This is a genomic window from Leifsonia naganoensis (assembly GCF_013410615.1).
GTDB lineage: Bacteria > Actinomycetota > Actinomycetes > Actinomycetales > Microbacteriaceae > Leifsonia > Leifsonia aquatica.
In genome coordinates this window covers 851595-877539 of sequence record NZ_JACCHJ010000001.1, presented here as the reverse complement: position 1 = coordinate 877539, position 25945 = coordinate 851595, and the positions used below count along the sequence as shown (strand labels likewise).

Sequence of the window (25945 nt, the reverse complement as noted above, 5' to 3'; positions counted from 1 at the left end):
TGAGGAGGGTGCTCGTACCGCACGCATCGCACAAAGGAGTACACGTGTCGTCGATCGGCATCATCATGAACGGCGTCTCCGGGCGCATGGGCTACCGGCAGCACCTGGTGCGGTCGATCCTCGCGATCCGCGAGCAGGGCGGCGTGCTGCTCTCCGACGGCACGCGGGTGCAGGTCGAACCGCTGCTCGTCGGCCGGAGCGAGCAGAAGCTCGCCGAGCTCGCCAAGCGCCACGACATCCCGGACTACACGACCGACCTCGACGCCGCGCTCGCGGACGACCGCTGGCAGATCTACGCCGACTTCCTGGTCACGAAGGCGCGCAGCACGGCGATCCGCAAGGCGATCGCCGCTGGCAAGGCCATCTACACCGAGAAGCCGACCGCCGAGTCGTTCGAGGAGGCGCTCGAGCTCGCACGCCTCGCCGACGAGGCCGGCATCAAGAACGGCGTCGTTCACGACAAGCTCTACCTGCCCGGGATGCGCAAGCTCAAGCGGCTCATCGACTCCGGCTTCTTCGGCCGCATCCTCTCGGTGCGGGGCGAGTTCGGCTACTGGGTGTTCGAGGGGGACTGGCAGGCGGCGCAGCGCCCCTCCTGGAACTACCGCGCGGAAGACGGCGGCGGGATCGTCGTCGACATGTTCCCGCACTGGAGCTACGTGCTCGAGAACCTGTTCGGCCGGGTCGAGTCGGTCTACGCGCACGCCGTCACCGAGATCCCGCAGCGCGTCGACGAGCAGGGCCGGTCGTACGCCGCCACCGCCGACGACGCCGCGTACGCCATCTTCCAGCTCGCCGGCGGCGTGACCGCGCAGCTGAACTCCAGCTGGACCACGCGGGTCAACCGCGACGAGCTGGTCGAGTTCCAGGTCGACGGCACGCACGGCAGCGCCGTCGTCGGGCTCTTCGGCTGCAAGATCCAGCCGCGCAACGCCACGCCCAAGCCGGTGTGGAACCCCGACCTCGCGGACGCCCACGACTACGACGCGGACTGGATCGAGTCTCCCGCCAACGACGTCTTCGAGAACGGCTTCAAGACACAGTGGGAGGAGTTCCTGCGCCACGTGCTCGAGGACGGTCCGAACGCGTTCGACTTCCTCGCCGGTGCACGCGGCGTGCAGCTCGCGGAGGAGGGCCTCCGCTCGTCGCGCGAGGGCCGCCGCATCGACCTCGCCGAGGTGCGCCTGCCCGAGGTCGCCCGATGACCGACGTCGCCGTGCGCGCCGTCACCCTGGTCGGCGCCGACGGCACCACCTCCACCGCCGACCTCGCGGCCCCGGCCGTGACCGAGCGCCCGTCCTCCCCGCTGCGGTCGCGCGTCGCCTACGCGGCGGCGCACGTCATCCCGAAGCCCTGGGCCGACAACGTGCCCGGCGCGCCGGCCGACATCGACTGGGATGCGACGCTCGCCTTCCGCCGGCACGTGTACGGCTGGGGCCTCGGGGTCGCCGACGCGATGGACACCGCCCAGCGCAACATGGGGCTCGACGCCGCCGCGACCCGCGAGCTCATCCGCCGCAGCGCCGACGAGGCCCGTGCGGTGGGCGGGTCGGTCGTCGCCGGGGTGAACACCGACCACGTGGCGGACGAGGTCATCAGCCTCGACGCCGTGATCGACGCCTACGTCGAGCAGCTGCACTTCACCGAGGACGCGGGCGCCGGGGTGGTGCTCATGGCGAGCCGGCACCTCGCGCGCGCCGCGCAGTCGCCCGCCGACTACGAGCGTGTGTACGGCGCGGTGCTGGCGGAGGCGGGTGCCCCGGTCGTCCTGCACTGGCTCGGGGAGGCGTTCGACCCGGGACTGGCGGGCTACTTCGGCGACGCCGACACGGTCCTGCGGATCATCGAGGCGGGCGGCGACCGAGTGGCGGGCATCAAGATGAGCCTCCTCGACGCGGACGCCGAGATCGCGTTGCGCTCCCGGCTGCCCGAGGGCGTGCGGATGTTCACCGGCGACGACTTCAACTACGTCGGGCTGATCGAGGGGACGGGGGAGGCGCACTCCGACGCGCTCCTCGGGGCGTTCGCCGCGCTCGCGCCGAGCGCATCCGCCGCCATCCAGGCGCTCGACGTGGGCGACTCCGAGCGCTACCGCGCCATCCTCGGCCCGACGGAGGCGCTGTCGCGGCAGGTGTTCGCCGCACCGACATACTTCTACAAGACCGGCGTCGCCTTCCTCTCCTGGCTCAACGGCCACCAGGACGCCTTCGCCATGGTCGGCGGCCTGCACGCTGCGCGCAGCCTCCCGCACCTCTCGGAGATCGTGCGGCTCGCCGGAGCATGCGGCGCCCTCGAACGCCCCGACCTGGCAGCACAGCGCTGGTCGGATCTGCTGCGCCTGAACGGGGTGGACGCGTGACCGCCCCGGCCCGACTGTCGCTGAACCAGGCGACGATCAAATACGCGAACCTGGCCGACGCGCTGCGCCTGACCGTGGCGGCCGGCATCGAGGCCATCGGCGTCTGGCGCGAGCCCGTCGCGGAGGTGGGGCTGGCGGAGGCCACGCGGATGGTGGCAGACAGCGGCCTCCGCGTCTCCAGCCTGTGCCGCGGCGGGTTCTTCACGCGGCCCGAGGGCGCCGAGCGCCGCGCCGCGATCGACGAGAACCGCCGCGCGATCGAGGAGACGGCCGCGCTCGCCGCGGCCGGCGCTCCCGGTTCGGCGGCGGTGCTCGTGCTCGTCGCGGGCGGCCTGCCCGAGGGGTCGACGGATCTCGTCGGCGCGCGCGGGCGCGTCGGCGACGCCCTCGCCGAGCTGGAGCCGGAAGCGCGCGCGGCGGGGGTGACCCTCGCCATCGAGGCCCTGCACCCGATGTACGCCGCCGATCGCGCCGTCGTGTCCACGCTCGGCCAGGCGCTCGATCTGGCCGAGCCGTTCCCGGCGGAGTCGGTCGGCGTCATCGTGGACACGTTCCACATCTGGTGGGACCCGCAAGTGCTCGAGCAGATCGCCCGCGCCGGCGCCGCGGGACGCATCGCGAGCTACCAGGTCTGCGACTTCCTCACCCCGATCCCCGCCGACGCGCTGCTCGGCCGGGGGATGATGGGCGACGGCCACATCGACTTCGCGAGCCTGACCGCGGCGGTCGAGGCGACGGGATACGCCGGCGACATCGAGGTGGAGATCTTCAACGCCGACATCTGGGCCGCCGATCCGGAGGAGGTCGTTGCCCGCACCGTCCGGGCGTTCGAGCGCAGCATCCCGCTGCGGTCTGTGCCAGTGTGAGACGCGTGACCGCCCGCACCGTCGTCGTCGCCCCGGACTCGTTCAAGGGCTCCGCCACGGCCGCCGAGGTGGCGGAGGCGCTCGGCGCGGGCTGGCACAGCGTGCGGCCGGGGGACACGGTGGTGCTCGCGCCGACGGCCGATGGCGGCGAGGGGACGCTCGACGCGTTCGCCGTCGCCGTGCCCGGTTCGCAGCGGCAGCCGGTACGCGTGCTCGGCCCGTCCGGCGAAGCGGTGGAGGCGGCCTGGCTGGGGCTGCCCGATGGCGTGGCGGTCGTGGAGCTCGCCGCGACCAGCGGACTGGGACTGCTGCAGCATCCCGCGCCCTTCGACGCCCACACGGTCGGGTTCGGCCAGGCCATCGCCGCTGCGCTCGACGCCGGGGCGACCTCCCTGCTCCTCGCGATCGGTGGGAGCGCGTCGACCGACGGCGGCGCCGGGGCGCTGACCGCGCTCGGCGCCCGGTTGCTGGATGCGGCCGGTCAGCCGGTCGCGCCCGGGAACCGCGGCCTGGCGCGGCTGGCGCGGGTGGATCTCTCCGGCCTCCGGGCGCTGCCCGCCGGTGGCGCGCGCATCCTGAGCGACGTGACGAGTCCGCTGCTGGGGCCGGCTGGCGCCGCCGCGGTCTTCGGGCCGCAGAAGGGCGCGACTCCGGAGGATGTCCCGGAGCTCGATGCCGGGCTCGCGCGGCTGGCGGCGGTGCTGGGAGCCGCGGGCGGTAACGGCACGTTGGGGCCGACCGGGGTGTCCGTCGACGAGCCGGGCACGGGGGCCGCGGGAGGCACCGGGTACGGCCTGCGCGTGTGGGGCGCGACGATGGCCCCGGGAGCGGCGGCCGTCGCCGACGCGCTCGGACTGCCGGAGCGCATCGCGTCGGCCGACCTCGTCATCACGGGGGAGGGGCGCTACGACAGCCAGTCGGCCTCCGGCAAAGCACCGGAGCACGTCGCCGCGCTCGCGCGCCGTGCCGGCATCCCGGTGCTGCTCGCCTCCGGGGCAATCACCGCGGAGACGCACGGCTTCGCCGACGCCGTCGCCCTCACCGACCTGGCCGGCGGCACCGACGCCGCCCTGGCCGACCCGCTCCGCTGGGCGCGCGCCGCCGGCGCCGCCCTCGCGTCCCGCACCGCCGACTGACCCGGCCGCCTCCGCGGCAGGCAACGGAGGAGTTCCGTGCCTGCCGCTCGCGCATCCCCTCCGTTCCCTGCCCGATCCGGGCGTGTCACGCCCGATCTCCTCCGTTCCCCACGGCGTGGCCAAGGGAGGAGATCCCATCACTGTGACGGCGTGTCGACCGGGAACGGAGGAGGTTCGGGGTGGGGAGGGACGGATCTCCTCCGATGGCGCCGCGGGGGCCTACGGCCGCGCGGCCGCGTACTGCTCGCGGATCACGGCGCGCGTGTCGACGGGCAGCGGCTCCGCCGCCTCCACGGTCCACACCGGACGCTCGCCGGTCAGCGCCCACGCGGCCTGCACCGCACCGCCGTCGGCGACGTACTCCCCGGGCGCCGGGATGACGACGGGCGCGTCGAAGACCTGTGCGGCCACCGCGGCGACGGCCGGGTTCTGCGCCGCGCCGCCGATCAGCAGGATGCGCTGCTCGGTCACGCCGACCCCGCGCACGGCGTCGAGGCCGTCGGCCAGCCCGCACAGCATCCCCTCGATCGCCGCGCGGGCGAGGTTGGCGGGGGTGGTGGAGGCGAGGGTCAGGCCGTGCAGACCGGCCGTCGCGTCGGGGAGGTTGGGGGTGCGCTCGCCCTCGAAATAAGGCACGAGCACCACGCCGCCGGCACCGGGCTCGGCGGTGAGGGCGAGCTCGGCGAGGCCGTCGTGGTCGAGGTTCAGGAGGCGCGCGATCGCGTCGAGCACACGGGCCGCGTTGAGCGTCGCGATGAGCGGCAGGGAGAGCCCGCTCGCATCGGCGAAGCCGGCGACCGTTCCCGTCGGGTCGGCGGAGGGGGTGTCCGTGACGGCGAAGACGGTGCCGCTGGTGCCGATGGAGACGACGACGTCGCCGCCCGCGGCACCGAGTCCCAGCGCGGCGCCGGCGTTGTCGCCCGCTCCCGGACCCACGAGCACACCGGACGGGGTGCGGCCGGCGGCCTCACCCGGCCCGAGCACACGGGGAAGCACCACGCCGGGTGCACCGGCAGCGACTCCCGGATCGCCGTCCGACGTGCCGCCGGCCTCCCGGCCCGCCACGCCGAGCGCGCGCGAGAACAGGTCCAGGTCGTACTCGCCGGTGCGCGCGCTCCAGTAGGCGGTGCCGCTGGCGTCGGAGCGGTCGGTGGTCAATGCCTCCAGGTCCGGCCCGAGCGGGCTCTCGTCGGCGGGGCCGTAGCCGCGCAGCCGCCAGGTCAGCCAGTCGTGCGGGAGGGCGACGGCGGCGACGCGCGCGGCGTTCGCGGGCTCCGCCTCCCGCAACCACCGCAGCTTCGTGGCGGTGAAGGAGGCGACCGGCACCACGCCGACGCGCTTGGCGTACGCGTCAGCGCCGACCTCGTCGATCAGGTCGCGGGCGGCCTGCGCCGAGCGGGTGTCGTTCCAGAGCAGGGCGTCGCGGATGACACGCCCCTCGGCGTCGAGCACGACCATCCCGTGCTGCTGGCCGGCGATGGAGATCGCGGCCACGTCGTCGAGTCCGCCCGCGGCGGCCAGCGCCTCCTGCAGGGCGCTCCACCAGGCGGCGGGCGCGACCTCGGTGCCGTCGGGATGGGCGGCCCGGCCGCTGCGCACGAGCGCGCCGGTCTCCAGGTCGCGCACGACCACCTTGCAGCTCTGCGTCGAGGAGTCGACGCCGGCGACGAGTGTCACGTCACTGTGTCCTAACGATCGATCGAGGTGCACGTCGTGGTCGTCATCCTCGCAGGGATGAGCGCCACGACGTGCACCTCGACGGTGAAGCGGGGTGGGGGAGGGGTCAGCGGGCGTTGAGGAGGTGCTCGAGCGCCAGCTGCTGCAGGCGCACGAAACCGAAGCCCTTGCCGCCGAAGTAGGCGCTCGCGTCGAAGTCCTCGTAGGCGCTGCGGTCGGCGAGCAGGTCGTCGTAGCTTTCGCCGGCGCCGAGCGTCGTCTGCGACAGCTCGTTGACCTTGGCGGCCTCGAGCGCCTCCTGCACCTCGGGGTCGGCGCGGAAGGCGGCCGCGCGCTCCTTGAGCAGCAGGTAGGTGCGCATGTTCGCCGCGGCGGAGTCCCAGACGCCCGTCGCGTCCTCGGTGCGCGACGGCTTGTAGTCGAAGTGGCGCGGGCCTTCGTAGGCCTGGCCGCCGTTCGGGCCGCCGTTCTCGAGCAGGTCGACCAGGGCGAAGGCGTTCTGGAGGTCGCCGTGACCGAAGACGAGGTCCTGGTCGTACTTGATGCCGCGCTGCCCGTTGAGGTCGATGTGGTAGAGCTTGCCGTGGTAGAGCGCCTGCGCGATGCCGGCGGCGAAGTTCAGGCCTGCCATCTGCTCGTGTCCGACCTCGGGGTTGAGGCCGACGAGCTCCGGGCGCTCGAGCGAGTTGATGAAGGCGAGCGCATGGCCGACCGTCGGCAGCAGGATGTCGCCGCGGGGCTCGTTCGGCTTCGGCTCGATGGCGAAGCGGATGTCGTAGCCCTTATCGGTGACGTAGTCGCCGAGCAGGTTGACGGCCTCGCGGTAGCGCTCGAGGGCGGCGCCGATGTTCTTCGCGGAGTCGTACTCGGCGCCCTCGCGGCCGCCCCACATCACGAACGTCTTGGCGCCGAGCTCGGCGGCGAGGTCGAGGTTGCGCAGCACCTTGCGCAGGGCGAAGCGGCGCACGGAGCGGTCGTTGGAGGTGAAGCCGCCGTCCTTGAAGACCGGGGCGCTGAAGAGGTTGGTGGTGACCATCGGCACGATGAGGCCGGTGTCGGCGAGGGCCTGCTTGAGGCGGTCGATCTGGGTCTGCCGCTCGGCGTCGGTGGAGCCGAACGCGAACAGGTCGTCGTCGTGGAAGGTGAGGCCGTAGGCGCCGAGCTCGCTGAGCTTGGTCACCGCCTCGACCACGTCGAGCTGGGGGCGGGTCGGGCCGCCGAACGGGTCGGTGCCGTTGTAGCCGATCGTCCACAGTCCGAACGAGAACTTGTCGGCGCGGGTGGGGGTGAGGCTCATGGTTCTGCTTTCCTTCAGCGTCATCGGTGATTTGTTGTTTCGATAAACTTATACCAGGCCGGACACGGCCTCGTCCAGTGCCAACCCCTCGATCGACTCGCGTTCGATCGAGACGGCCACGAAGCGCTGGTGGTCCGGCGTGACTTCGTGCGCGTCGCCGGTGACGACGACGGTCGCCGTCGTCGCGCGGTCCGCGCAGGAGGCGCCGACCCACAGGTCGACCGCACCCGGTTCCACGATCCGCCGGAATCGGCGATCCGTGAAGGCCAGCCGCGTCGACGGCACGGTGAACCGCACCACGGCCTCCTCGCCCCCCTCGAGCTCGACGCGCTGGTAGCCCAGTAGCTGGGCGACGGGCCGCGTGACGCTCGCGCTCACGTCGTGGCCGTAGAGCTGCAGGAGGTCCGTGCCTGCGCGGTCGCCGGTGTTGCGCACGCGGACGGTCGCGGTGAACGACTCGCCGGCCGCGACCTCCGTCTCCACCGCGAGCTCGCTGTGCTCGAACGAGGTGTACGTCAGGCCGTGGCCGAACGGCAGCGTGGGCGTGCTGTCCGCGCTCGTGATCTCGGTGGGGCCGCCGAGCCGCGGGTGGAGGTACGAGTAGGGCTGGGCGCCCGCGGAGCGCGGCAACGACACGGGCAGCCGTCCCGAGGGGGACACCCGGCCGGAGAGCACGGAGGCGATGGCCGCCCCGCCCTCCTCGCCGGGGAAGAACGCCTGCACGACGGCGGCCGGCGCCCCGTCGTCGGCGTGGAGGTTGCCGACGGCCCAGTCGAGCGCGTACGGCCGGCCGGAAAGCACGACCATCACGACGGGGGTGCCGGTGCGCACGACGGCCTGCACCAGTTCGCGCTGCACCCCGGGCAGCTCGAGGCTCTCCACGTCGTTGCCCTCGCCGACGGTCCCGCGCCCGAAGAGCCCGGCGCGGTCGCCGACCACGACGAGCGCCACGTCCGCCGCCTCGGCCGCCTCGACGGCGTGCGCGAAGCCGGAGCGGTCGTCGCCCTCCACGTCGCACCCGCGCACGTGCGCGACCGCGGACTCGGGGAACTCCGCCGTCACCGCCTCCAGCAGCGACGGGATCTCGAATCCCAGGGGGACCTCCGGATGATGCGCCAGCACATGGTTGGCGAAGGAGTAGCAGCCCATCAGCGCCTCGGCGGCGTCGGCGTTGGGTCCGAGCACCGCGATGCGGCGGGTCGCCGGGCGCGTGTCCAGGGGCAGCAGGCCGTCGTTCGTCAGCAGCACCACCGACTCCTCGGCCAGCTGCCGCGCGACCGCACGGTGCTCCGGGGTGTCGAGGTCGATGGAGGCCGGGGGCTCGGCGAAGGTCTCGTCCAGCAGCCCGAGCTCCTCCTTCTGCGCCAGCACGCGCAGCACGGCCTGGTCGACGAGCGCCTCGTCGGTCAGCCCGGCGCGCACCCGCGCGGCCAGCGGCTCGAGGAAGGCGTCGCCGGTCGGCAGCTCCACGTCGATGCCGGCGGCGAGGGCCAGCTCGGCCGCCTCGCCCCGGTCGGCCGCGACCGCGTGCATCGTGCGGAGGAAGTCGACTGAGAAGTAGTCGGAGACCACGACGCCGTCGAAGCCCCACTCGTCGCGCAGCATGCCGGTCAGGTACTCGGGATTCGCGGCGACGGGCACGCCGTCGATCTCGGCGTACGAGTTCATCACCGACCGCACCCCGCCGTCGCGGACCGCCATCTCGAACGGCGGGAGCAGCACATCCCGAACCTCCCGGGTGCCCGCGTGCACCGGTGCGTGGTTGCGGCCGGCCTGCGAGGCCGAGTAGCCGACGAAGTGCTTGAGGGTCGCGTGCACGCCGGCGGACTGCAGCCCGCGCACGTACGCGGTGCCGATCGTGCCGACCACGTACGGGTCCTCGGCGATGCACTCGTCCACGCGTCCCCAGCGCGGGTCGCGGATGACGTCGAGCACCGGGGCCAGGCCCTGGTGGATGCCCAGCTCGCGCATGGAGCCGCCGATCAGGGCGGCCATCCGCTCCACCAGGCCGGGGTCGAAGGAGGCGCCCCACGCGAGCGGCGTCGGGAACGTCGCGGCCTTCCAGGCCGCCAGCCCGGTCAGGCACTCCTCGTGGACGAGGGCCGGGATGCCGAGCCGCGTCTGCTCGACCAGCCGGCGCTGCTCGCTCCACAGCCAGGCGGCGCGCTCGGCGGGTTCCACCGGCCGGGTGCCGTACACGCGGGTGAGCTGGCCGAGCCCGTGCTCGGTCGCCTCCTGGTACGGAGCCGCGTTGCCCAGTTCGCCGGCCATCGGCGCGACGACCTCGTCGCCTTTGTCCACCCAGTAGCCCACCAGCTGGGCGAGCTTCTCCTCGAGGGTCATCCGGGCGTGCAGGTCGCGCACGCGGTCGGTGGGGTCGAGAGCGGTCATGGTCAGATCACACTTCTTTCTGCGGCGCGCGCGGGGCGTCGCCAGGGGAGGGGCCGGTCAGCCCTTGACGGCGCCGGTCAGCCCACCGACGATGCGGCGCTCGAACAGGCTGAAGAAGATCAGCGCCGGGATCATGGAGAGGGAGGTGAACGCGAGCACCTGCGCCGTGTCGGTGGCGTACTGCGACGAGAACGCCTGCACGCCGAGCGGCAGGGTGAAGGTCGCGTCGTTGTTGAGGATGAACAGCGGCAGCAGGTAGCTGTTCCAGCTGCCGATGAAGGCCAGGATGCCGGTCGTGATCACGCCGGGCAGCGACAGGCGCAGCACCATCCGGAAGAAGAAGCCCAGGCGGCTGCAACCGTCGATGAAGGCCGCCTCCTGGATCTCGTCCGGGATGGCGCGCAGGAACGGCACCAGGATGATGATCGTCGTCGGCAGGGCGAACGCGATCTGCGGGATGATGACGCCGCCGAGCGAGTTCATCAGGCCGAGGTTGCGCACCACGATGTAGAGCGGCGTGATGGCCACCGTGATCGGGAACATCAGCCCGGCGGCGAACAGCGCGTAGAGAGCGCCGCGGCCGCGGAACTGGTACCGGGCGAGCACGTAGCTCGCCATCAGGCCGAGTCCGACGGCGCCGATGGTGGTCACCAGCGCGACGATCGTAGAGTTGAGCACCTGCCCCCAGAACACGCTGCCGCCGAGGATGCTCAGATAGTTCTGCACGTTCCACGGGTTCGGGAAGCCCGCCGGGTCGACGGTGATCTGCGAGTTGGTGCGGAAGCCGCCCAGGATGATGTAGATGATCGGCACGATCATCAGGGCGATCACGACGAACGCGATGAAGTAGACCGTCGGCGAGCCCCAGGGCAGGCGCTCCTTCGTGGAACGCTTGGACGGGTTCGTGCCGCTCCCGCGGCGCCGGGTCCGCCCGGCGGTGAGCGCGGTCATCGGGTCTTCCTTTCGGTGAGGGCGCCCGCGGTGTCGCGGCGGAGCACGAAGCGCTGGTAGATGAGCGCGACGACGAGGGAGATCAGGAAGATCACGACCGCGACCGCGTTGCCGTAGCCGTAGTTGCCCGCGTTGCGGCCGTTCGCGACCATGTAGGTCGCCATGGTCGACGTGCCCGCGGTCGACGCCACGTACTGTCCCCAGATGATGTAGACGAGGTCGAAGAGCTGCAGCGCGCCGATGATCGACAGGAACGCCCAGATCCGCAGCGTCGGTCCGAGCAGGGGGAGGGTGATCCGGCGCTGCATCTGCCAATAGGACGCGCCGTCGAGCGCGGCCGCCTCGTACAGCTCCTCCGGGATGCCCTGCAGGCCGGCGAGGAAGAGGATGACGGCGAAGCCGACGTACTTCCAGGTCAGGATGCCCATCAGGGTCCAGATCGCGATGTTCGGGTCGGAGAGCCAGTCGTGCGCGAGGCTGCCGAGGCCGAGGTTGTGGAGCATCCCGTTGAGCGCGCCGTTGGTCGAGAGCATCAGGCTCCAGCCCGTGCCGACGACGACCTCCGAGATCACGTAGGGGACGAAGATCAGGATGCGGATGATCGACTGGCCGCGCATCCTTCGGTTGAGCAGCAGCGCCAGCAGGATCGCGATCGGGCCCTGGATGACCAGGGACATCACGACGATGAAGGCGTTGTGGCCGATGGCCTGCAGGAACGCCGGGTCGGTCAGGATGACGACGTAGTTCTGGAGTCCGACGAAGTCGGTGGGCGGGCCGTATCCGGCCCAGCGGTAGAAGCCGTAGTAGGCGGCCATCGCGACCGGGAGGATCACGAAGGCCAGGAAGACGATGACGGCCGGGCCGGCCAGGATCGCGATCTCTGCGCGGCCGGCCCAGCCGGCGCCGCGCCGGCGCGGCCGCGACGGGAGCGACGCTGTAGCGCCGCTCCCGTCGTGCTGCGCGAGATCCGACGTCGACACGGAGCCGGGGCGGGTGGTCTCGCGGGTGCTGCTCACGAGTGGTCCTCTCAGCCCTTCTTGGCGGCGTCATTCGCCGCCTGGATGAGGCCCTTCGGGTCGCTCTTGCCCGCCAGCATGTCGACGACCGCGACGTTCAGCGCGTTGCCGATGTTCTGGCCGAGCACCGTGTCGAGCCACTGCGAGACGTACGGCGCCTTGTTGTAGGCGGCGAGCACGTCCTGCAGGTAGGGCTCGGTGACCTGCTTCTGCGCCTCCGTGTTGACCGGCGGGGCGTTGAAGGCCTTGTAGTAGGCCTCCTGCACCGGTGTGGTCGCGATGTAGTTGAGGAAGTCGGCGCACTGCTTCGGCGCCTTGGCCGAGCACGAGTAGCCGTCGACGCCGCCCATGATGGAGCCGGGCTCGCCCTTGCCGCCCGAGAGCTCGGGGAAGGGGTAGAAGCCGAGGTCGGGCAGCGGCTTCTGGTCAGGGGTGAGCGAGGCGATCACTCCCGGGTCCCAGGCGCCCATGAGCTCCATGGCCGCCTTGTGATTGGCGACGAGGCCGGCCGAGCTGCCGGCGCCCTGCTGGGCCGAGGTGGTGAGGAAGCCCTCGTTGAAGGGATCCTGCGCGGCGAAGTCCTGCAGGTCCTGCGCGGCCTTCAGCCAGCAGCCGTCGGAGAAGCTCTTCGAGTCGGCGGTCTTCTCCATGGTCGAGCCGGAGCACTCACGCAGCGCGAACCAGTAGAACCAGTGCGCGGCGGGCCAGGCGTCCTTCGCGCCGAGCGCGATGGGGGCGACGCCGGTGGCCTTGAGCTTCTGCACATCGGCGCTCAGGTCGTCGATGGTCGCGGGCGCCTCGGTGATCCCGGCGGCCTTGAACAGGTCCTGGCTGTAGAACAGCCCGCCCGGCAGCACCGAGACCGGCATGGCCCAGACCTTGTCCTGGTACGTCTCGGCCTTGAAGGAGCCGTCGGAGACGACCTTCTTGGTGTCGGACGAGACCTTGTCGCTGAGGTCCATCAGCTGCCCGGCCTGCACCATCGCGGCCATCTTGCCGCCGCCGCGCTGCAGGAAGATGTCAGGGGCGTCGCCGGAGTTCAGCGCGGTCTGGAGCTTGCCGTCGAGGTCCTCGTTCTGGATCGCCTGGACCTTGATGGTGACGTCGGGGTTCGCCTTCTCGAAGTCGGCGACCGTGGTCTTCCAGAACGCCGCACCGGGACCGGTGGTGGCGTTGTGCCAGAGGGTCATGGAGACCTTGCCGTCGCTGGAGCTGTCGGACGGACCGCTGCAGGCGCTGAGCGCCAGCGATCCGAGAACCAGGACAGCCGCCCCTGTCAGGAGCTTCATGCCTTTCATGTGATTCCAACCTGTTCTCTTCGTTGAGTGGGGCGCCGCCGCGCGGTGCCCCGGTTCGGGTGTCGTCTCGTCCGCCGTGCAACTGCCTCGTTCGCGGCGGCGGGGTCGACCTCGCAGGACCCGGGATGACCCGGACGGTGACTGAAGTGTCGCAACCCCGCCGAGACGTGTCAAACGTTTTCAATATCGTTTTCAATACCGTTTTCCGGTGCTAGGCTCGCGCTCCATGGGACGCCGACCGACGATCAACGACGTGGCCGAGGCCGCGGGCGTCTCGGTCGCCACGGTGTCGAAAGCGGTCAACGGGCGCTACGGCGTCGCCGTGCAGACCGTGGAGCGCGTGCTGCAGGTGGTGCAGGAGCTCGGTTACGAGTCGAGCCTCGTCGCCAGCAGCATGCGGTCGCGCCAGACCGGCGTGATCGGCGTGCTCGTGGCCGACTTCGAGCCGTTCAGCGCCGAGATCCTGAAGGGCGTCGGCGCCGCCCTGCACGACTCCCGCTACGACCTCCTCGCGTACAGCGGGTCGCGCCAGCTCTCGCCCGAGGGCTGGGAGCGCCGCTCGCTGAGCCGGCTGAGCGGCACCCTGATCGACGGCGTGATCATGGTCACCCCGACCGTCGTCAACGTCTCCGCCGACGTGCCGATCGTTGCCATCGACCCGCACACCGGCCGTGCCGACCTCCCCACGGTCGAGTCCGACAGCTTCGGCGGCGCCCGCCAGGCCACGGAGTTCCTGGTGCAGCTCGGCCATCGGCGCATCGGTTTTCTCGCCGGCCGACCGGATCTGCGCTCCTCCGGGCTGCGCGATGCCGGTTACCGGCGCGCGCTGGGGGAGGCGGGGCTGCCGTACGACCCCGAGATCGTCGCCATCGGGCGCTACGAGCCCGAGACGGTGCGGGAGGCCGCGCTGCGACTCCTCGCACAGCCGGGCCGCCCGACAGCGGTGTTCGCGGCGAACGACCTCTCGGCGCTCACGGTGATCGAGGTCGCGGCGGAGCTGGGGATCGACGTCCCCGGCGACCTGGCCGTCGTGGGCTTCGACGACGTGCCCGAGGCGTCGCAGTCGACGCCGCAGCTCACGACCATCCGGCAGCCCATCCAGGGCCTCGGCGCCGCCGCGGTCGGCATGCTCACCGCCCTGATGGCCGGCGAGACCCCCGAGAAGACGCACCTCGTCCTCCCTACGCGCCTCATCACCCGCGGCACGACCGCGCCCCCGCGCTGAAGCGACTGCGGCGCGACTGCGGTCCCGCGGGACGATTGCGGCGCGTCGACGGCGCGCAATCGTCCCGGGACGGCGCAGTCGCAAGCGGCCGCGCGGAGCGTCCGGCGCCTCAGGCGGCGAAGCGCTCCCGCAGCCAGACCGCCTGCTTCTGCCAGTGGACGGTGCCGCCGCCCTCGTGGTTGTTGAACGCGTAGGCCTCGATCGTGCGGTCCTCCGACGCGAGGCGGTTGAAGGCGGCGAAGGTCGTCGACGGGGGCACGATCGTGTCCATCAGGGCGACCGAGAACAGCGCGGGCGCGTGGATGCGGCGGGCGAAGTTCACCCCGTCGAAGTACGACAGCGTGCGGAAGACGTCGTCCACCCGGTCGCGGTGCACCGACAGGTACTGCGCCAGCTCGATGAACGGGCCGTCCGCCGCCACGTCCGCGCCGCGCCGGTACGCGCACAGGAAGGCGATGTCGGGCAGCACGGCGGCCACACCGTCGGCCAGCGCGCCGGCCGCGATCGCGATCCCGCCGCCCTGGCTGCCGCCGGTCACCGCGACGTGGTCGCGGTCGACGAACGGCAGCTCGCGCGCGGCATCCACCGCGCGCACCGCGTCCGTGAACACCCGGCGGTAGTAGTAGTCGTCCGGGTGCTCGATGCCGCGCGTCATGAAGCCGGGGACCGACGGCCCGGCGCCGTGCGGGTCGGCGGTGTCGCCTCCCGAACCCCACCGGCTGCCCTGGCCGCGCGTGTCCACCATCACGTGCACGTATCCCGCGAGCGCCCACAGGGCGTTGTCGCCGGGGAGGCCGCGGCCGCCGCCGTAGCCCTGGTACTGCACGACCGCGGGGAGCGGCCCGTCGGCCTCCTTCGGCCGCGTCACCCACGCGCTCACCGGGTCCCCGCCGAAACCGGGGAACGTGAGGTCCTCCACGATCAGCTGCGTGATCGGCGTCTCGGCGGGGACGAGGGTGGCGGCGCCTCCGGCGGCACGCGCCTCGGCGAGCGTCCGCGTCCAGAAAGCGTCGAAGTCGGCCGGTTCGTCGACCTCCGGGCGGTAGGCCAGCAGCTCGGCGTGGGTGAGGTCGGAGAGAGGCATGGCCGACATTGTGGCACAGTGACAGCATGGCCGAACGACGGGTGGGCGCATCCCCCGCCTCCCCTGCATCCGCGCGGCCCACGCTGGAGGCGATCGCCCGCGAGGCGTCCGTCTCCCTCTCGACGGTGTCCAAAGTGCTCAACGGCCGCCCGGGCGTCTCGGCCGCGACGCGACAGCGCGTCGAGAGCCTCCTGCTCCGCTCCGGATACGCCCGCCGCGGCCTCGATCCCGAGCGCGGCGGCACGGTGGAGGTGGTGGTCGAGAACATCGAGAGCGAGTGGTCCATCGAGATCCTGCGCGGGGTGGAGCGGATCACCCGCGAGAACGGGCTGGTGCTCACGCTCAGCGTGGTCGGCGACCATCGGAGCTTCGGCGACGACTGGATCGCCGGCGTGCTCCAGCGCAAACCGCTCGCGGTCGTCCTGCAGTTCTCGAACCTCACGGCCGTGCAGCGCACACAGCTGCGCACCCGCAACATCCCGGTGGTCGTCGTCGACCCCGCCGGGGACCCGCCGGCGGACATGGCCGCCGTCGGCGCGACCAACTGGGCGGGCGGCGTCGCCGCGACGCGTCACCTGCTCGACCTCGGCCACACCCGCATCGCGGTGATCTCGGGCCCGACCGACCTGATGTGCTCGCGCGCCCGCGTCGCCGGGTACCAGTCCGCGCTCGCCGAGGCGGGCATCCCGTTCGACCCGGAGCTCGCGCGGGTCGGCACGTTCGGCCAGGCGTCGGGGGATAAGGAGGGGCGTCGGCTGCTCGGCCTCCCCGAGCGCCCGACCGCGATCGTCGCGGCGAACGACACGCAGGCGCTCGGCGTCTTTGACGCGGCGGCGGCTCTCGGGCTCCGCATCCCGGAGGACGTGTCGGTCGTCGGGTTCGACGACGTGCGGCCGGCGCTCTGGGCACGGCCGCCGCTCACCACGGTGCGGCAGCCCCTGCAGGAGATGGCGGAGGAGGCGACCCGGCTCGCGCTGCGGATGCGGGCCGGGGAGGCCGACGTCACGCGGATCGAGCTGGCGACCTCCCTCGTCGTGCGCAGCTCCACGGCCGGCCCGCCGAGGTGATCCACGAAAGTTTTCCAATCCGTCCGCGGTAACTTGCGGGCCGCTCCGAGCCGCCGTTAGCGTCGCCACCGGACGAGCGCGAGGGAGCGGGACACGATGACGGATTCGACGGGCCGCCTGCGGGTGGCGATGGTCGGCTACGGCTTCATGGGGGCCGCCCACTCGCAGGGCTGGCGGGTCGCGCCGCGGTTCTTCGACCTCCCGGCCGAGCCCGTGATGCGCACGATCGTCGGGCGCGACGCCGAACGCGTCGAGGCCGCTCGCGCGAAATTCGGCTGGGAGCGGGCGGAGACCGACTGGCGTCGCGTGATCGACGATCCGGACATCGACGTCGTCGACATCTGCTCGCCGGGCTCGTCGCACGCCGAGATCGCGATCGCGGCCCTGGATGCGGGCAAGCACGTGCTCTGCGAGAAGCCGCTCGCCAACACGGTCGCGGAGGCGGAGGCCATGGTCGCCGCCGCCGAGCGCGCCGCCGCCCGGGGCGTGCGGTCGATGGTGGGGTTCAGCTACCGGCGGGTGCCCGCGATCGGCTTCGCGCGGCGGCTGGTCTCGGAGGGGCGCCTCGGCACGATCCGCCAGGTGCGGGCCCTCTACCTCCAGGACTGGCTCACCGACGAGGACGGCCCGATGACGTGGCGGCTCGACAAGGAGCAGGCGGGCTCCGGCTCCCTCGGCGACATCGGCGCCCACGCGATCGACCTCGTCGAGCACCTGACCGGCTCGCAGCTGTCGAGCGTGTCGGGCACGCTCGCGACGTTCGTCGAGGAGCGCCCGTTGCTCGGCGAGACCGTCGGGCTCTCCGGGACCGCTTCAGCGGAGCGCGGACGCGTGACGGTGGACGACGCGGCGTGGTTCACCGCCCGCCTCGTCGGCGGCGCGGCGGCGGGTGCGATCGGCGCCTTCGAGGCCACCCGGTACGCGACCGGACGCAAGAACGCGCTGCGGATCGAGCTGTCCGGCTCCCGCGGCGCGATCGCCTTCGACCTGGAGGCGATGAACGAGCTGCAGTTCTACGACGCCACGGCGCCCGCGGGGGAGCAGGGCTTCACCCGCATCATCGTGACCGAGCCCGAGCACCCGTACATGGCCAACTGGTGGCCGACCGGGCACGCCATCGGCTACGAGCACGCCTTCAGCCACGAGGTCGTCGACCTCGTCACCGCGATCGCCCGCGGCACCGACCCCGAACCGTCGTTCGCCGACGGCCTCCACATCCAGCGCGTCCTCGACGCCGTCGAGCGCAGCGCCTCCGCGGGCAGCGCCTGGACCCCGACCATCTGAGCCACCTCGAAAGGCACCATGACCAGACACGCCCTCGTCGTCCGCGGCGGCTGGGACGGGCACATGCCCGTCGAGACCACGGACCTCTTCATCCCCTTCCTCGAGGCGAACGGCTTCACCGTGCGCGTCGAGGACTCGCCCGCCGTCTACGCGGACGAGCCGTTCATGGACACCGTTGACCTCATCGTCCAGATCAACACGATGAGCACCATCGAGCCGGCCGAGCTCGCCGGGCTGCAGCGCGCCGTGCTGAATGGTGCGGGTCTCGCGGGCTGGCACGGCGGAATCGCCGATGCGTACCGGAACAGCGCCGACTACCTCCACATGATCGGTGGCCAGTTCGCCCACCACGCGGGCAAGGACCCCGCCGAGCGCACCGGCGAGCAGAGCGACAACTACATCCCGTACACGGTCCACATCACCGAGTACGGCAAGACCCATCCGATCACCGCCGGGATCGACGACTTCGATCTCGTGAGCGAGCAGTACTGGGTGCTCTCCGACGAGTACAACGACGTCCTCGCCACCACGACGCAGTCGGTGCGGCCGTGGGATGCGTGGAACCGGCCCGTGACGGCGCCGGCGATCTGGACGCGCCAGTGGGGCGAGGGCCGCGTCTTCGTCTCCGCCCCCGGCCACCGGCTCGAGATCGTCGAGAGCAAGCCCGTCCGCACCATCATCGAGAGGGGACTGCTGTGGGCAGCCCGTTGAACATCGGCGTCATCGGCGTCGGGAACATCAGCCGGCAGTACTTCGCCCAGTTCCCGGCGCTGCCCGGGCTGCGGCTGGAGGCCGTGGCCGATCTGGACCTCGCACGGGCGTCCGCGGTCGCCGGCGAGCAGGGCGTGCGCGCCCTCTCGGTGGAGGACCTGCTCGCCGATCCGGGCATCGACGCGGTGCTCAACCTCACCATCCCGCAGGCCCACGCCGAGGTGGCGCTGCGCGCGCTGGAGGCGGGCAAGCACGTCTACGGCGAGAAGCCGCTGGCGCTCGCCACCGCCGAGGCCGCACCGGTGCTTGCCCGCGCCGCCGAGCTCGGCCTGCGCGTCGGCAGCGCGCCCGACACCGTCCTCGGCACCGGCATCCAGACCGCGCGCGCCCTGATCGATGACGGCCGCATCGGCACCCCGGTCGCCGCGGCCGTGGCGTGGAGCGCGCCCGGGCACGAGCTGTGGCATCCCGCCCCCGCGTTCTACTACCAGCCGGGTGGGGGCCCGCTCTTCGACATGGGGCCGTACTACCTCACCAGTCTCGTCACCTTCTTCGGTCCGGTCGTGCGCGTCTCCGGCGTCACGGGGCGGTCGTCACGCGAGCGGACCGTCGCGACCGGCCCGCTCGCCGGCGCCGCCATCCCGGTCGGCGTCGACACCCACGTGACCGCCATCCTCGAGCACGCATCCGGCGTCGCCTCCACCGTCACCATGTCGTTCGAGGTGTGGGCCACGCGCATCCCGCTCTTCGAGGTGCACGGCACCGGCGGCACGATCGCGGTGCCCGATCCCAACCAGTTCTCCGACGCTGTGCTCATCGCCACCGCCGAGGACCGGGAGTTCCGGGAGGTCCCCGTCGCCGCCGGCTACGCGGACGCCGGCCGCGGCGTCGGACTGGCCGACCTGGCCCGGGCGATCGAGACGCACCGCCCGCACCGCGCCTCCGGCGACCTGGCCTTCCACGTGCTGGAGATCATGGAGGCGGTCGTCACGGCCGGCCGCGAGCACGCGGTCGTCACGCTCGCGTCCACGGTCGAGCGGCCGGCGCCGGTGCCGCTGGGAGCGCGTCCGGAGAGCTGGTGAGGGCGTCGATCAGCGCGCTGAACGCGAGTTCCCGGGATAGGAGATCGGTTGCGTCACCCCGCCCGGGGGGCTTGCGAACTACGCCCGAAGCGGTGGCTATGACCTGTCCCGCCGTCCCGCCTTCGCCCGACCACTTGTCGGAGGAACTGTCCGGCTGGCGCGGCTCATCGCAGGATGGAAGCTTCGTACTGATTTTCGAGGCCGGACATACTTAATGTGATGTGAACCTGCACTGAATTGCTTGCGGTGGTTCTGTCGGAGTCGCGGTCGCTGGCTAATCTCCACGCAGGGCGCGGACAACAATGTCTGCCTCTGCATTCAAAGGAAGTCAACGATGACGAAACATTACCTGCGAGCGACCAGCATATGCTCTGCCGAGGGAACCGGCATCCACGGTGAGGATTCGGGAGCGCGTCGATGACCGCGAACACGATCGCACTCAAGGCGGTGATCAGCGGATCCTACCGTCGTCATTTCGCCGAGATGCTCGCGCTGAAAGCGGCGCTCGAAGCCGAACGCGTGAGCGTGCTCGCGCCCGTCAGCGAAACGATCATCAACCCCACAGACGAGTTCGTGTTGCTGGACCTCGACCCGACAACTGACCCTCGCACGCTTCAAGACTCGATCTTCGCCATGATTCGGCACTCGACATTCATTGTCGTGGCAAACATCGATGGGTATCTCGGCGCGGCAGCGACAATGGAGATCGGATACGCGATCGCCCAGGGCGTGCAAGTACTCACGCAGGAGCCGGTCAGCGACCCGAATCTTGCGGGGTACACTCGCCCGATCCACGAGGTGTTCCCGCTGCTGCCGACGCGATATTCGGCGACACTCGCCGGCTTCAAGGAGAATCACGAGGCAGTGGCGTGAGCCGTGTCGACTATGGGCAGGGAGCGGTCGAGTCCCGGCGCGGGCCATCGGTTCGGCCCGACGCCGCGACGTACACGCTCGATCTCGGTAGCCACAGTGTCAAGCTTTACGAACAGCAGGGCGAATCTTTTCGACTCGTACGAACGGCAACATGGGAAATCCTCGATGCGGAGATCAGTGCGGATCAACTTGGCGAGTTCCTCCAGCGGTTCCTGAACGGAGTGCCGGATCTCGAGAGCGTGACTGCACTTGCTACTGCGGCGTTCCGTCGCCGGCCGAACCTCGGCGAGACATTGGCTACAGCGTGTCAATTCCTCGGTATCTCGGTCTCGATCATCGACCAGGAGTCGGAAGCAGATCTCATGAGGCGGGCATTGGCGAGAGAGTCGGTCCTCGCCTCGCTCGATGCCATAAACGTCGGTGGGGGGAGCATCCAGGTGACCTCGCCGACGGGTCTCACACATCTACTTCCCTTCGGAATCGCGGATTTGAATCGCCGGTTCGGGCTCTCCAAAGGCCCCTCTGAACGAGAAGTAACGGCGTGTCGCGAATTCGTGGCCGGTCAACTTCCCGACTGGTTGGGCGAGTTCGCATACACCGGGGGTGAGCGGACGTACCTTGAGAGTTTTGGTGTCCCTCTGCAAGGGATCTGGTGCTTGGCCGATGATTTCGAGATCTTCGCCGCACGGATGGAACGATGGTCCAACCACGACCTTGAGAGTCGATCGCCGTACGACGCGCGGTGGATGTCAGGAGCCATCGCGTCGAATTCGATCGTGATCGCCTGTCTGCAGCGGAGCGGTGTCCATCGGTTCGCTCCCGTCGACCTCAACATCGCCCATGGAAACTCGTGAGCCCGTGCTCTCGGTCGCTCGACGGCGAGCGGATGACACAGAAGACGGTGCTGCTCACATCGTGGGGTCGTGGACACGGACACATCGCTCGACTCGAGAAAATCGGGCGTGCCTTTGACCACGAGGGTTGGACACCGATTGTCTATGGACATTCCAACTCCATGCACGTGCAGCGGATCCTCGAAGCCGGTTGGCAATACCATCGATATGAGCCGTGGGCAGAAGAAATCGACCCATGGATGGATTGGAACAAGGGCCGAGTCCTGTCAGCGTCTGTGGCGCTTGATCGGGAATTCTTGCGTCGCGTGCGGCCTTCGCTTGTCGTCAACGATAACCGTGTCTCGATGATGCTCGCCGCCCTCGCGGAACAGATCCCGATCGTTTCACTCTGCCAAGACAATCAGCTGCCGGGGTACTGCTACGACGGACGAACGACTCCGGAAACGTGGCTTCTGCCCATCGACGCGATAAACCATGAGCTGGTTGCCATTGGACATCTCCCCATCAGCGACGACGCTCGGTGGCTATTCTGTCGCAGTCGCGTAGCAATCCCGAGTTCCGAAGACCTCGAACCGGTCGACTGGTTCGCCTCGCCCGAGGTGGACGTCGTGTACACGGGACTGCTGGACCGCGGCTCCGGCGGAGCAGGGGCTCACGCGACGAGCCTCCTCTTCTACCGCACCGTAGGAAAAATCGATCCTGAGTTCAGGGAAGCCTTCTCGAGCTGGCCAGGTCGAATCTACATCGCCACGGGGGGCAGCCGACTCGATGACGACGGCTGCGGCCCACTCGGGTTGAGAAATCTCGAGGTCGCACCGCTCTGGGATCTGGACCGGATCGGTCACAGTCTTCAGGCGATCGTGCACCATGGGGGGCACGGAATCACGCTCAAGTGCCTAGCCGACCGGATCCCGTCAGTGGCGCTACCCGGTCACAACCCAGAACGACTGGCTAACGGAATGCGTGCCGCGAGCGAGGGCCCGAATCTCGTCCTCCATCCCCCGGCCCTGGTCGGGACCGTCTGGGGGGCTGCGGTCGACGAGACCGGAGACAGGCCACCGTGGACCGAGATCCGAGCAGCGATCGACTCACTACCTGATCGGGCGATATCGGAGACGACGGACATCGACGTCACGGCGGATCAGAAGCGTCTCGTCGCTCTGCTGACGGCAGCACCACATGCGCCGCGCTAGCAACATTCGCACGAATCGAATGCACGAGGTGAGTTCCGCGCCGCGCAGTGCGATTGGAAGGCGCGGTCGACCGAAGTCGTCAACGACTGCTCTTCTTTTCGTGAACGCCGTCTTTTCGGGGAGTCTCGGTGTCCCACTCGTTTTGACTCTCGACCATGCGGGAGTCGACAAGTGGGGGATCGCCGTCTTCTTCGTGCTCTGGAATCTGAGCGGGGCGGCGATCAACCTTGCGCCGCAACGTCGACTCAGAGCGGCACTGGGATCATCTCTGATCTTGTTGCTGTCTTCCGTGGCCGTCTTCGTCGGCATGTTGCTGTTGATCTTCGCGTTCGCGTTGCCACTGGCGGTTGTGCTTTCAGCTGCAGTTCTGATGGCGGCGTACTCGGTTCAGTATCCGATCTACCTGGGCCGCATAGTGTCGTCGGGCGAATCCGGCGCACGTGTCGGCTCGTCGATGGCCTCCGCGCGACGCATATGGATCTTCGGGTACATCGCGGGTCTGGGGGCGTATTCCGGGGTCGCCCTCATGGGAGGGGCCGCGCTTCAGGTGCCACTGGTCGCGTTGGCCGTCACCGTGGTTCTCCAGATCGTGTGGCGTCGCGTCCGCGAGGAACCGAGTTCTCCACCTCCGCACCCTTCAGGTGATCGGTTCGGAGGCCCGCGAGTCCGCGTGACGGCACTCGTGCTACTCGGTGTTGCGATCTCCCTGCTTCGCGCCACAGACTCGCTCCGATCAACCTATTTCCCGCTGTACGCGCAGCATGTCGGTGTCACTGCATCCGTCATCAGCCTTCTCTTCGTCGCTACAGCCGTCAGCGAGCTCCTGGTCGTGAGACCGCTCGGTCGAATCGGCGATCGCGCGCGAAGCGTGACGCCGTTGATGCTCGTCGCCTTCGTGGGAGCGTGTTCGATGCTGCTCGTCGCTGCCGGAACGTCTCTCTGGATCCTGATCACCTCGCAGATCCTCTACGCATTCTTCACTTCGGGCTTTCAGCTGTTCGGTGTGCAGAGGTTCGTGGAGGCCACCCAGCATGCAGAACGTGGTGCCAGCCTCTACCAGGGGAGCTTGCAGATCGGAGGTCTGGTGGGAATCCTCCTGCCTCTTCTGATCGCCGGCTATGGACCAGGCATATTCGTGGTCGGTGCTGTCTTGTGCGCGACGGCTCTCGTCACGCTTCTGCTCAATGCTCGACAAGGAAGGAAGATCGATGCCGGACGTGACCGTCGTCATTCCCACACGTAACAAGGAGGCCTACCTTGCACTGACCTTGGCGGGCTTCGCGCAGCAGACCTATGGGGACTTCGAACTGATCATCGTCGACGACGGCGGTTCCGTCGACCTTGACCCCGCGATTGCTCCACTGCATGGTCTCGTGGACTTTCACCTCATCAGGCAAGCGAACGCAGGGAGGGGTGCCGCGCGCAATACCGGCGCCTACGCCGGGAGCGGCCGACTGCTGGTGTTCTGCGACGATGACCGGATTCCTGGCGGCGACTTCGTGGAGGCGCACGTGCGAGCAGCGTCGGATTCGACCCAGATTACAATCGGCCAGAAGAGGCAGGCTCTCACTCGGTGGATTCCGAATTCGCTTTCCGTGCCGGCGTCTCTGCTCGCAGCGACTGCGGTCGATGGGTCGCTGGATTGCGTCGCCGATCTCGTAACACCTGAGGACATCCTCGGGCTCGGGGTCGAAGAGGCGCTTCGGCGATACCTGCTCCCGAGCCATCGCGACAATTTCGACGCGGTACGGGCTGCCCATGGCGATGCATTCGCGGGATACCGCCTGCCGTGGTTGGCGATGACAACCGCAAACGTGGCGATCGGCCGTGCTGTCTTCGAGGGCGTCGATGGCTTTGAAGGGTCGTACGAGGGATGGGGCGCTGAGGACACGGACCTGGGCTACCGTCTGTGGCGGGCGGGCTGCACATTCCAATACGTGGAGGACGCGATCAACTATCACCAAGTACACCCCATTGGTTCGAGCGGCGACTACGATCTGGACTTGATTCTTCGTCAACGAGAGTTGCAGCGAAACGCGAGGCAGATGGCTCGCAAATACGACACCCTGGAGACGTTCGTGTTTCAAGGGATGTGCGAGAGCCGGTACTCACCGGCCGAAGCCTCAGCGATCGTGCAGGACATTGAGGACGGACGGCTGTCGGACCGTGTGATGCGGGAGATCGTCTCCCTGTATCGCAAGGCCGCGTAGCCGGACGGATTTACCGCGGGAACCGGACCCTCCGGGGCTATTGTCGGATCATGTCGACGGCCTCCGAGCTCAGCACCGTGCGCCACGCCTCCGGCGGCGCCACGGACGCGCTGCGCCGGAGCAACCTGGCGACCGTCCTCGGGCTCGTGCATCGCGAGGGCGCGCTCTCGCGCAGCGACCTCACGCGCCTGACCGGGCTCAATCGCTCGACGGTCGGCGCCCTGGTCGGTGAGCTCTCCGGCCTCGGGCTCGTGGAGGTGGACGAGACGCCACCGACCGGAGCCGGCTCCGGGGCTCCCGCCCCGCGCGGCCGGCCGAGCCCGCTCGTGCGGGTGTCGGATCGCGTCGCCGCGGTCGCGGTGAACCCGGAGGTGGATGCCGTGATCGTCGGTCTCGTCGGTCTCGGCGGCCGGGTGCTCAAGCGGATCCGGGTCGAGACGGCCTCGGCACGGAGCGTCGCCGAGACCGTCGCGCTGGCCTCGGCCGGCATCGCCGGGATGCTTGCAGGCGAGACCGGCGTGCGGATCGCCGGCATCGGCGTCGCCGTGCCCGGCCAGGTGCGGCTCTCGGACGGCATGGTGCGGGAGGCCACCCACTTCGGCTGGGTCGACGAACCGCTCGCGCGGATGCTGGCCGAGACGACCGGGCTCCGGGTCTGGGCGGCGAACGCGGCCGTGCTGGGGTTGCGCGCCGAGAGCGCCTTCGGCGCCGGACGCGGCATCGACGACCTGGTCTACTTGATCGGCGGGGCCTCCGGGATCGGCGGCGGCGCGATCAGCGGCGGCCGGTTGCTCACCGGGGCGGCCGGCTACGCGGGGGAGTTCGGGCACACGTTCGTGCGCTCGGACGGCCGGGCCTGCTCGTGCGGTGCCCGCGGCTGCCTCGAAGCCGAGGTCACCCAGGCCGAGCTCCTCGGGGCGGTCGGCCTCGACTCCGCGCACGCCGCCGCGCTGGCCGACGAACTGGTCGCCTCCGACGAGCCGAGCGCTCGCGCCGTCGTGGCCGCCCAGTACGAGGCCCTGCGCATCGCGACGCGCAATGCCGTCAACGTCTTCAACCCGTCCGTCGTGGTGCTGGGCGGGTTCCTCGCCGCGCTCCACCGGGCGGCGCTGGCCCACGGCTCCGCGGATCTCCTCGATGGCGTCATCCACTCGTCACGGGACGGCGTGGTGGTCGCGGAGGCGCAGCTCGGCACCGACCAGATGCTCATCGGCGCGGCGGAACTGGTCTTCTCCGACCTGATCGCCGACCCGGCGCACGTGCTCGCTGCGTGACGCCCGCGCGGGCATTGTTGCGCTCGTGAACTAAATCGTTCAAGGCACCGTATCGGCCCTTCTGGGCAGAATTCGCGCTTGCAATCCGTCCCAGCCT

Annotated in this window: 22 protein-coding genes; 15 read left to right on the top strand and 7 right to left on the bottom strand. The window is 70.2% G+C overall.

From position 1 onward, the window contains the following. Positions 1-44 precede the first annotated feature (44 nt). From HNR14_RS04175 to HNR14_RS04160, 4 genes are read left to right on the top strand one after another with little or no spacing between them, the layout of a single operon-like run. A complete protein-coding gene (locus HNR14_RS04175; protein WP_343064411.1) occupies positions 45-1205 on the top strand; it encodes a Gfo/Idh/MocA family protein in 1161 nt (386 codons plus the stop codon). After that, positions 1202-2359, top strand: coding sequence for a dihydrodipicolinate synthase family protein (locus HNR14_RS04170; protein ID WP_179700013.1), 1158 nt, complete (start codon positions 1202-1204; stop codon positions 2357-2359). Before HNR14_RS04175 ends, HNR14_RS04170 begins: the two co-directional genes overlap by 4 nt. After that, complete coding sequence (locus tag HNR14_RS04165) at positions 2356-3225, top strand: sugar phosphate isomerase/epimerase family protein (protein ID WP_343064410.1); 870 nt, start codon at positions 2356-2358, stop codon at positions 3223-3225. Before HNR14_RS04170 ends, HNR14_RS04165 begins: the two co-directional genes overlap by 4 nt. Before the next feature lie 5 nt (positions 3226-3230). Then, a complete protein-coding gene (locus HNR14_RS04160) occupies positions 3231-4361 on the top strand; it encodes a glycerate kinase (RefSeq protein ID WP_179700011.1) in 1131 nt (376 codons plus the stop codon). A 219-nt stretch (positions 4362-4580) separates the two neighbouring features. On the opposite strand, the gene HNR14_RS04155 is transcribed toward HNR14_RS04160, so the two are convergent. The 6 genes from HNR14_RS04155 to HNR14_RS04130 form a co-directional block, all read right to left on the bottom strand. Continuing rightward, entirely contained in the window at positions 4581-6038 is a 1458-nt protein-coding gene (locus tag HNR14_RS04155) for an FGGY family carbohydrate kinase (RefSeq protein ID WP_179700010.1), read from the bottom strand. A gap of 106 nt (positions 6039-6144) precedes the next feature. Continuing rightward, a complete protein-coding gene (xylA, locus tag HNR14_RS04150; RefSeq protein ID WP_039923941.1) occupies positions 6145-7335 on the bottom strand; it encodes a xylose isomerase in 1191 nt (396 codons plus the stop codon). 48 nt (positions 7336-7383) lie between these two features. After that, on the bottom strand, positions 7384-9726 hold the full coding sequence (locus HNR14_RS04145) for a beta-xylosidase/alpha-l-arabinosidase (RefSeq protein WP_179700009.1): 2343 nt from the start codon (positions 9724-9726) through the stop codon (positions 7384-7386). Between the two features lie 57 nt (positions 9727-9783). Then, entirely contained in the window at positions 9784-10677 is an 894-nt protein-coding gene (locus HNR14_RS04140) for a carbohydrate ABC transporter permease (RefSeq protein ID WP_179700008.1), read from the bottom strand. After that, on the bottom strand, positions 10674-11657 hold the full coding sequence (locus HNR14_RS04135) for a carbohydrate ABC transporter permease (protein WP_343064559.1): 984 nt from the start codon (positions 11655-11657) through the stop codon (positions 10674-10676). Before HNR14_RS04135 ends, HNR14_RS04140 begins: the two co-directional genes overlap by 4 nt. A 47-nt stretch (positions 11658-11704) precedes the next feature. Next, entirely contained in the window at positions 11705-12991 is a 1287-nt protein-coding gene (locus tag HNR14_RS04130) for an extracellular solute-binding protein (protein WP_179700006.1), read from the bottom strand. 226 nt (positions 12992-13217) lie between these two features. Between HNR14_RS04130 and HNR14_RS04125 the strand changes: the two genes are divergently transcribed. Then, entirely contained in the window at positions 13218-14216 is a 999-nt protein-coding gene (locus tag HNR14_RS04125; protein WP_021764501.1) for a LacI family DNA-binding transcriptional regulator, read from the top strand. Positions 14217-14325: 109 nt separating this feature from the next. Here HNR14_RS04125 and HNR14_RS04120 read toward each other — a convergent pair whose 3' ends face one another. Beyond that, positions 14326-15300 carry an acetylxylan esterase gene (locus tag HNR14_RS04120; RefSeq protein ID WP_179700005.1) on the bottom strand — a complete coding sequence of 325 codons (975 nt, stop codon included), beginning with the start codon at positions 15298-15300 and terminating at the stop codon, positions 14326-14328. A 26-nt stretch (positions 15301-15326) separates the two neighbouring features. Between HNR14_RS04120 and HNR14_RS04115 the strand changes: the two genes are divergently transcribed. The 10 genes from HNR14_RS04115 (at position 15327) to HNR14_RS04070 (ending at position 25848) form a co-directional block, all read left to right on the top strand. Then, complete coding sequence (locus HNR14_RS04115; RefSeq protein ID WP_179700004.1) at positions 15327-16367, top strand: LacI family DNA-binding transcriptional regulator; 1041 nt, start codon at positions 15327-15329, stop codon at positions 16365-16367. A gap of 96 nt (positions 16368-16463) precedes the next feature. Further along, on the top strand, positions 16464-17651 hold the full coding sequence (locus tag HNR14_RS04110) for a Gfo/Idh/MocA family protein (protein ID WP_179700003.1): 1188 nt from the start codon (positions 16464-16466) through the stop codon (positions 17649-17651). Positions 17652-17669: 18 nt separating this feature from the next. Next, a complete protein-coding gene (locus tag HNR14_RS04105; protein ID WP_179700002.1) occupies positions 17670-18362 on the top strand; it encodes a ThuA domain-containing protein in 693 nt (230 codons plus the stop codon). After that, positions 18347-19444: a Gfo/Idh/MocA family protein gene (locus tag HNR14_RS04100; protein ID WP_179700001.1), complete on the top strand. Its 1098-nt coding sequence runs from the start codon at positions 18347-18349 to the stop codon at positions 19442-19444. Before HNR14_RS04105 ends, HNR14_RS04100 begins: the two co-directional genes overlap by 16 nt. 417 nt (positions 19445-19861) lie before the next feature. Continuing rightward, on the top strand, positions 19862-20317 hold the full coding sequence (locus HNR14_RS04095; protein ID WP_179700000.1) for a hypothetical protein: 456 nt from the start codon (positions 19862-19864) through the stop codon (positions 20315-20317). Next, entirely contained in the window at positions 20314-21171 is an 858-nt protein-coding gene (locus tag HNR14_RS04090; RefSeq protein WP_179699999.1) for a Ppx/GppA phosphatase family protein, read from the top strand. The genes HNR14_RS04095 and HNR14_RS04090 overlap by 4 nt, the downstream gene beginning before the upstream one ends. 32 nt (positions 21172-21203) lie before the next feature. Continuing rightward, entirely contained in the window at positions 21204-22364 is a 1161-nt protein-coding gene (locus HNR14_RS04085; RefSeq protein ID WP_179699998.1) for a hypothetical protein, read from the top strand. A gap of 100 nt (positions 22365-22464) precedes the next feature. Beyond that, positions 22465-23607 (top strand): MFS transporter, encoded by a 1143-nt coding sequence (locus tag HNR14_RS21290; RefSeq protein WP_179699997.1) that lies wholly within the window; start codon positions 22465-22467, stop codon positions 23605-23607. Further along, positions 23573-24574: a glycosyltransferase family 2 protein gene (locus tag HNR14_RS04075; protein ID WP_179699996.1), complete on the top strand. Its 1002-nt coding sequence runs from the start codon at positions 23573-23575 to the stop codon at positions 24572-24574. Before HNR14_RS21290 ends, HNR14_RS04075 begins: the two co-directional genes overlap by 35 nt. A 50-nt stretch (positions 24575-24624) precedes the next feature. Then, positions 24625-25848: an ROK family transcriptional regulator gene (locus HNR14_RS04070; protein WP_179699995.1), complete on the top strand. Its 1224-nt coding sequence runs from the start codon at positions 24625-24627 to the stop codon at positions 25846-25848. Positions 25849-25945 lie beyond the last annotated feature (97 nt).

Excerpts from the sequence above, each read along its gene's own strand:
- HNR14_RS04115 (WP_179700004.1), top strand. The coding sequence starts at position 15,327 with ATGGCCGAACGACGGGTGGGCGCATCCCCCGCCTCCCCTGCATCCGCG.
- HNR14_RS04110 (WP_179700003.1), top strand. The coding sequence starts at position 16,464 with ATGACGGATTCGACGGGCCGCCTGCGGGTGGCGATGGTCGGCTACGGC.
- xylA (WP_039923941.1), bottom strand. The coding sequence starts at position 7,335 with ATGAGCCTCACCCCCACCCGCGCCGACAAGTTCTCGTTCGGACTGTGG.
- HNR14_RS04075 (WP_179699996.1), top strand. The coding sequence starts at position 23,573 with ATGCCGGACGTGACCGTCGTCATTCCCACACGTAACAAGGAGGCCTAC.
- HNR14_RS04070 (WP_179699995.1), top strand. The coding sequence starts at position 24,625 with ATGTCGACGGCCTCCGAGCTCAGCACCGTGCGCCACGCCTCCGGCGGC.
- HNR14_RS04095 (WP_179700000.1), top strand. The coding sequence starts at position 19,862 with ATGACCGCGAACACGATCGCACTCAAGGCGGTGATCAGCGGATCCTAC.
- HNR14_RS04130 (WP_179700006.1), bottom strand. The coding sequence starts at position 12,991 with ATGAAAGGCATGAAGCTCCTGACAGGGGCGGCTGTCCTGGTTCTCGGA.
- HNR14_RS04125 (WP_021764501.1), top strand. The coding sequence starts at position 13,218 with ATGGGACGCCGACCGACGATCAACGACGTGGCCGAGGCCGCGGGCGTC.
- HNR14_RS04085 (WP_179699998.1), top strand. The coding sequence starts at position 21,204 with ATGACACAGAAGACGGTGCTGCTCACATCGTGGGGTCGTGGACACGGA.
- HNR14_RS04105 (WP_179700002.1), top strand. The coding sequence starts at position 17,670 with ATGACCAGACACGCCCTCGTCGTCCGCGGCGGCTGGGACGGGCACATG.
- HNR14_RS04120 (WP_179700005.1), bottom strand. The coding sequence starts at position 15,300 with ATGCCTCTCTCCGACCTCACCCACGCCGAGCTGCTGGCCTACCGCCCG.
- HNR14_RS04145 (WP_179700009.1), bottom strand. The coding sequence starts at position 9,726 with ATGACCGCTCTCGACCCCACCGACCGCGTGCGCGACCTGCACGCCCGG.
- HNR14_RS04140 (WP_179700008.1), bottom strand. The coding sequence starts at position 10,677 with ATGACCGCGCTCACCGCCGGGCGGACCCGGCGCCGCGGGAGCGGCACG.
- HNR14_RS04170 (WP_179700013.1), top strand. The coding sequence starts at position 1,202 with ATGACCGACGTCGCCGTGCGCGCCGTCACCCTGGTCGGCGCCGACGGC.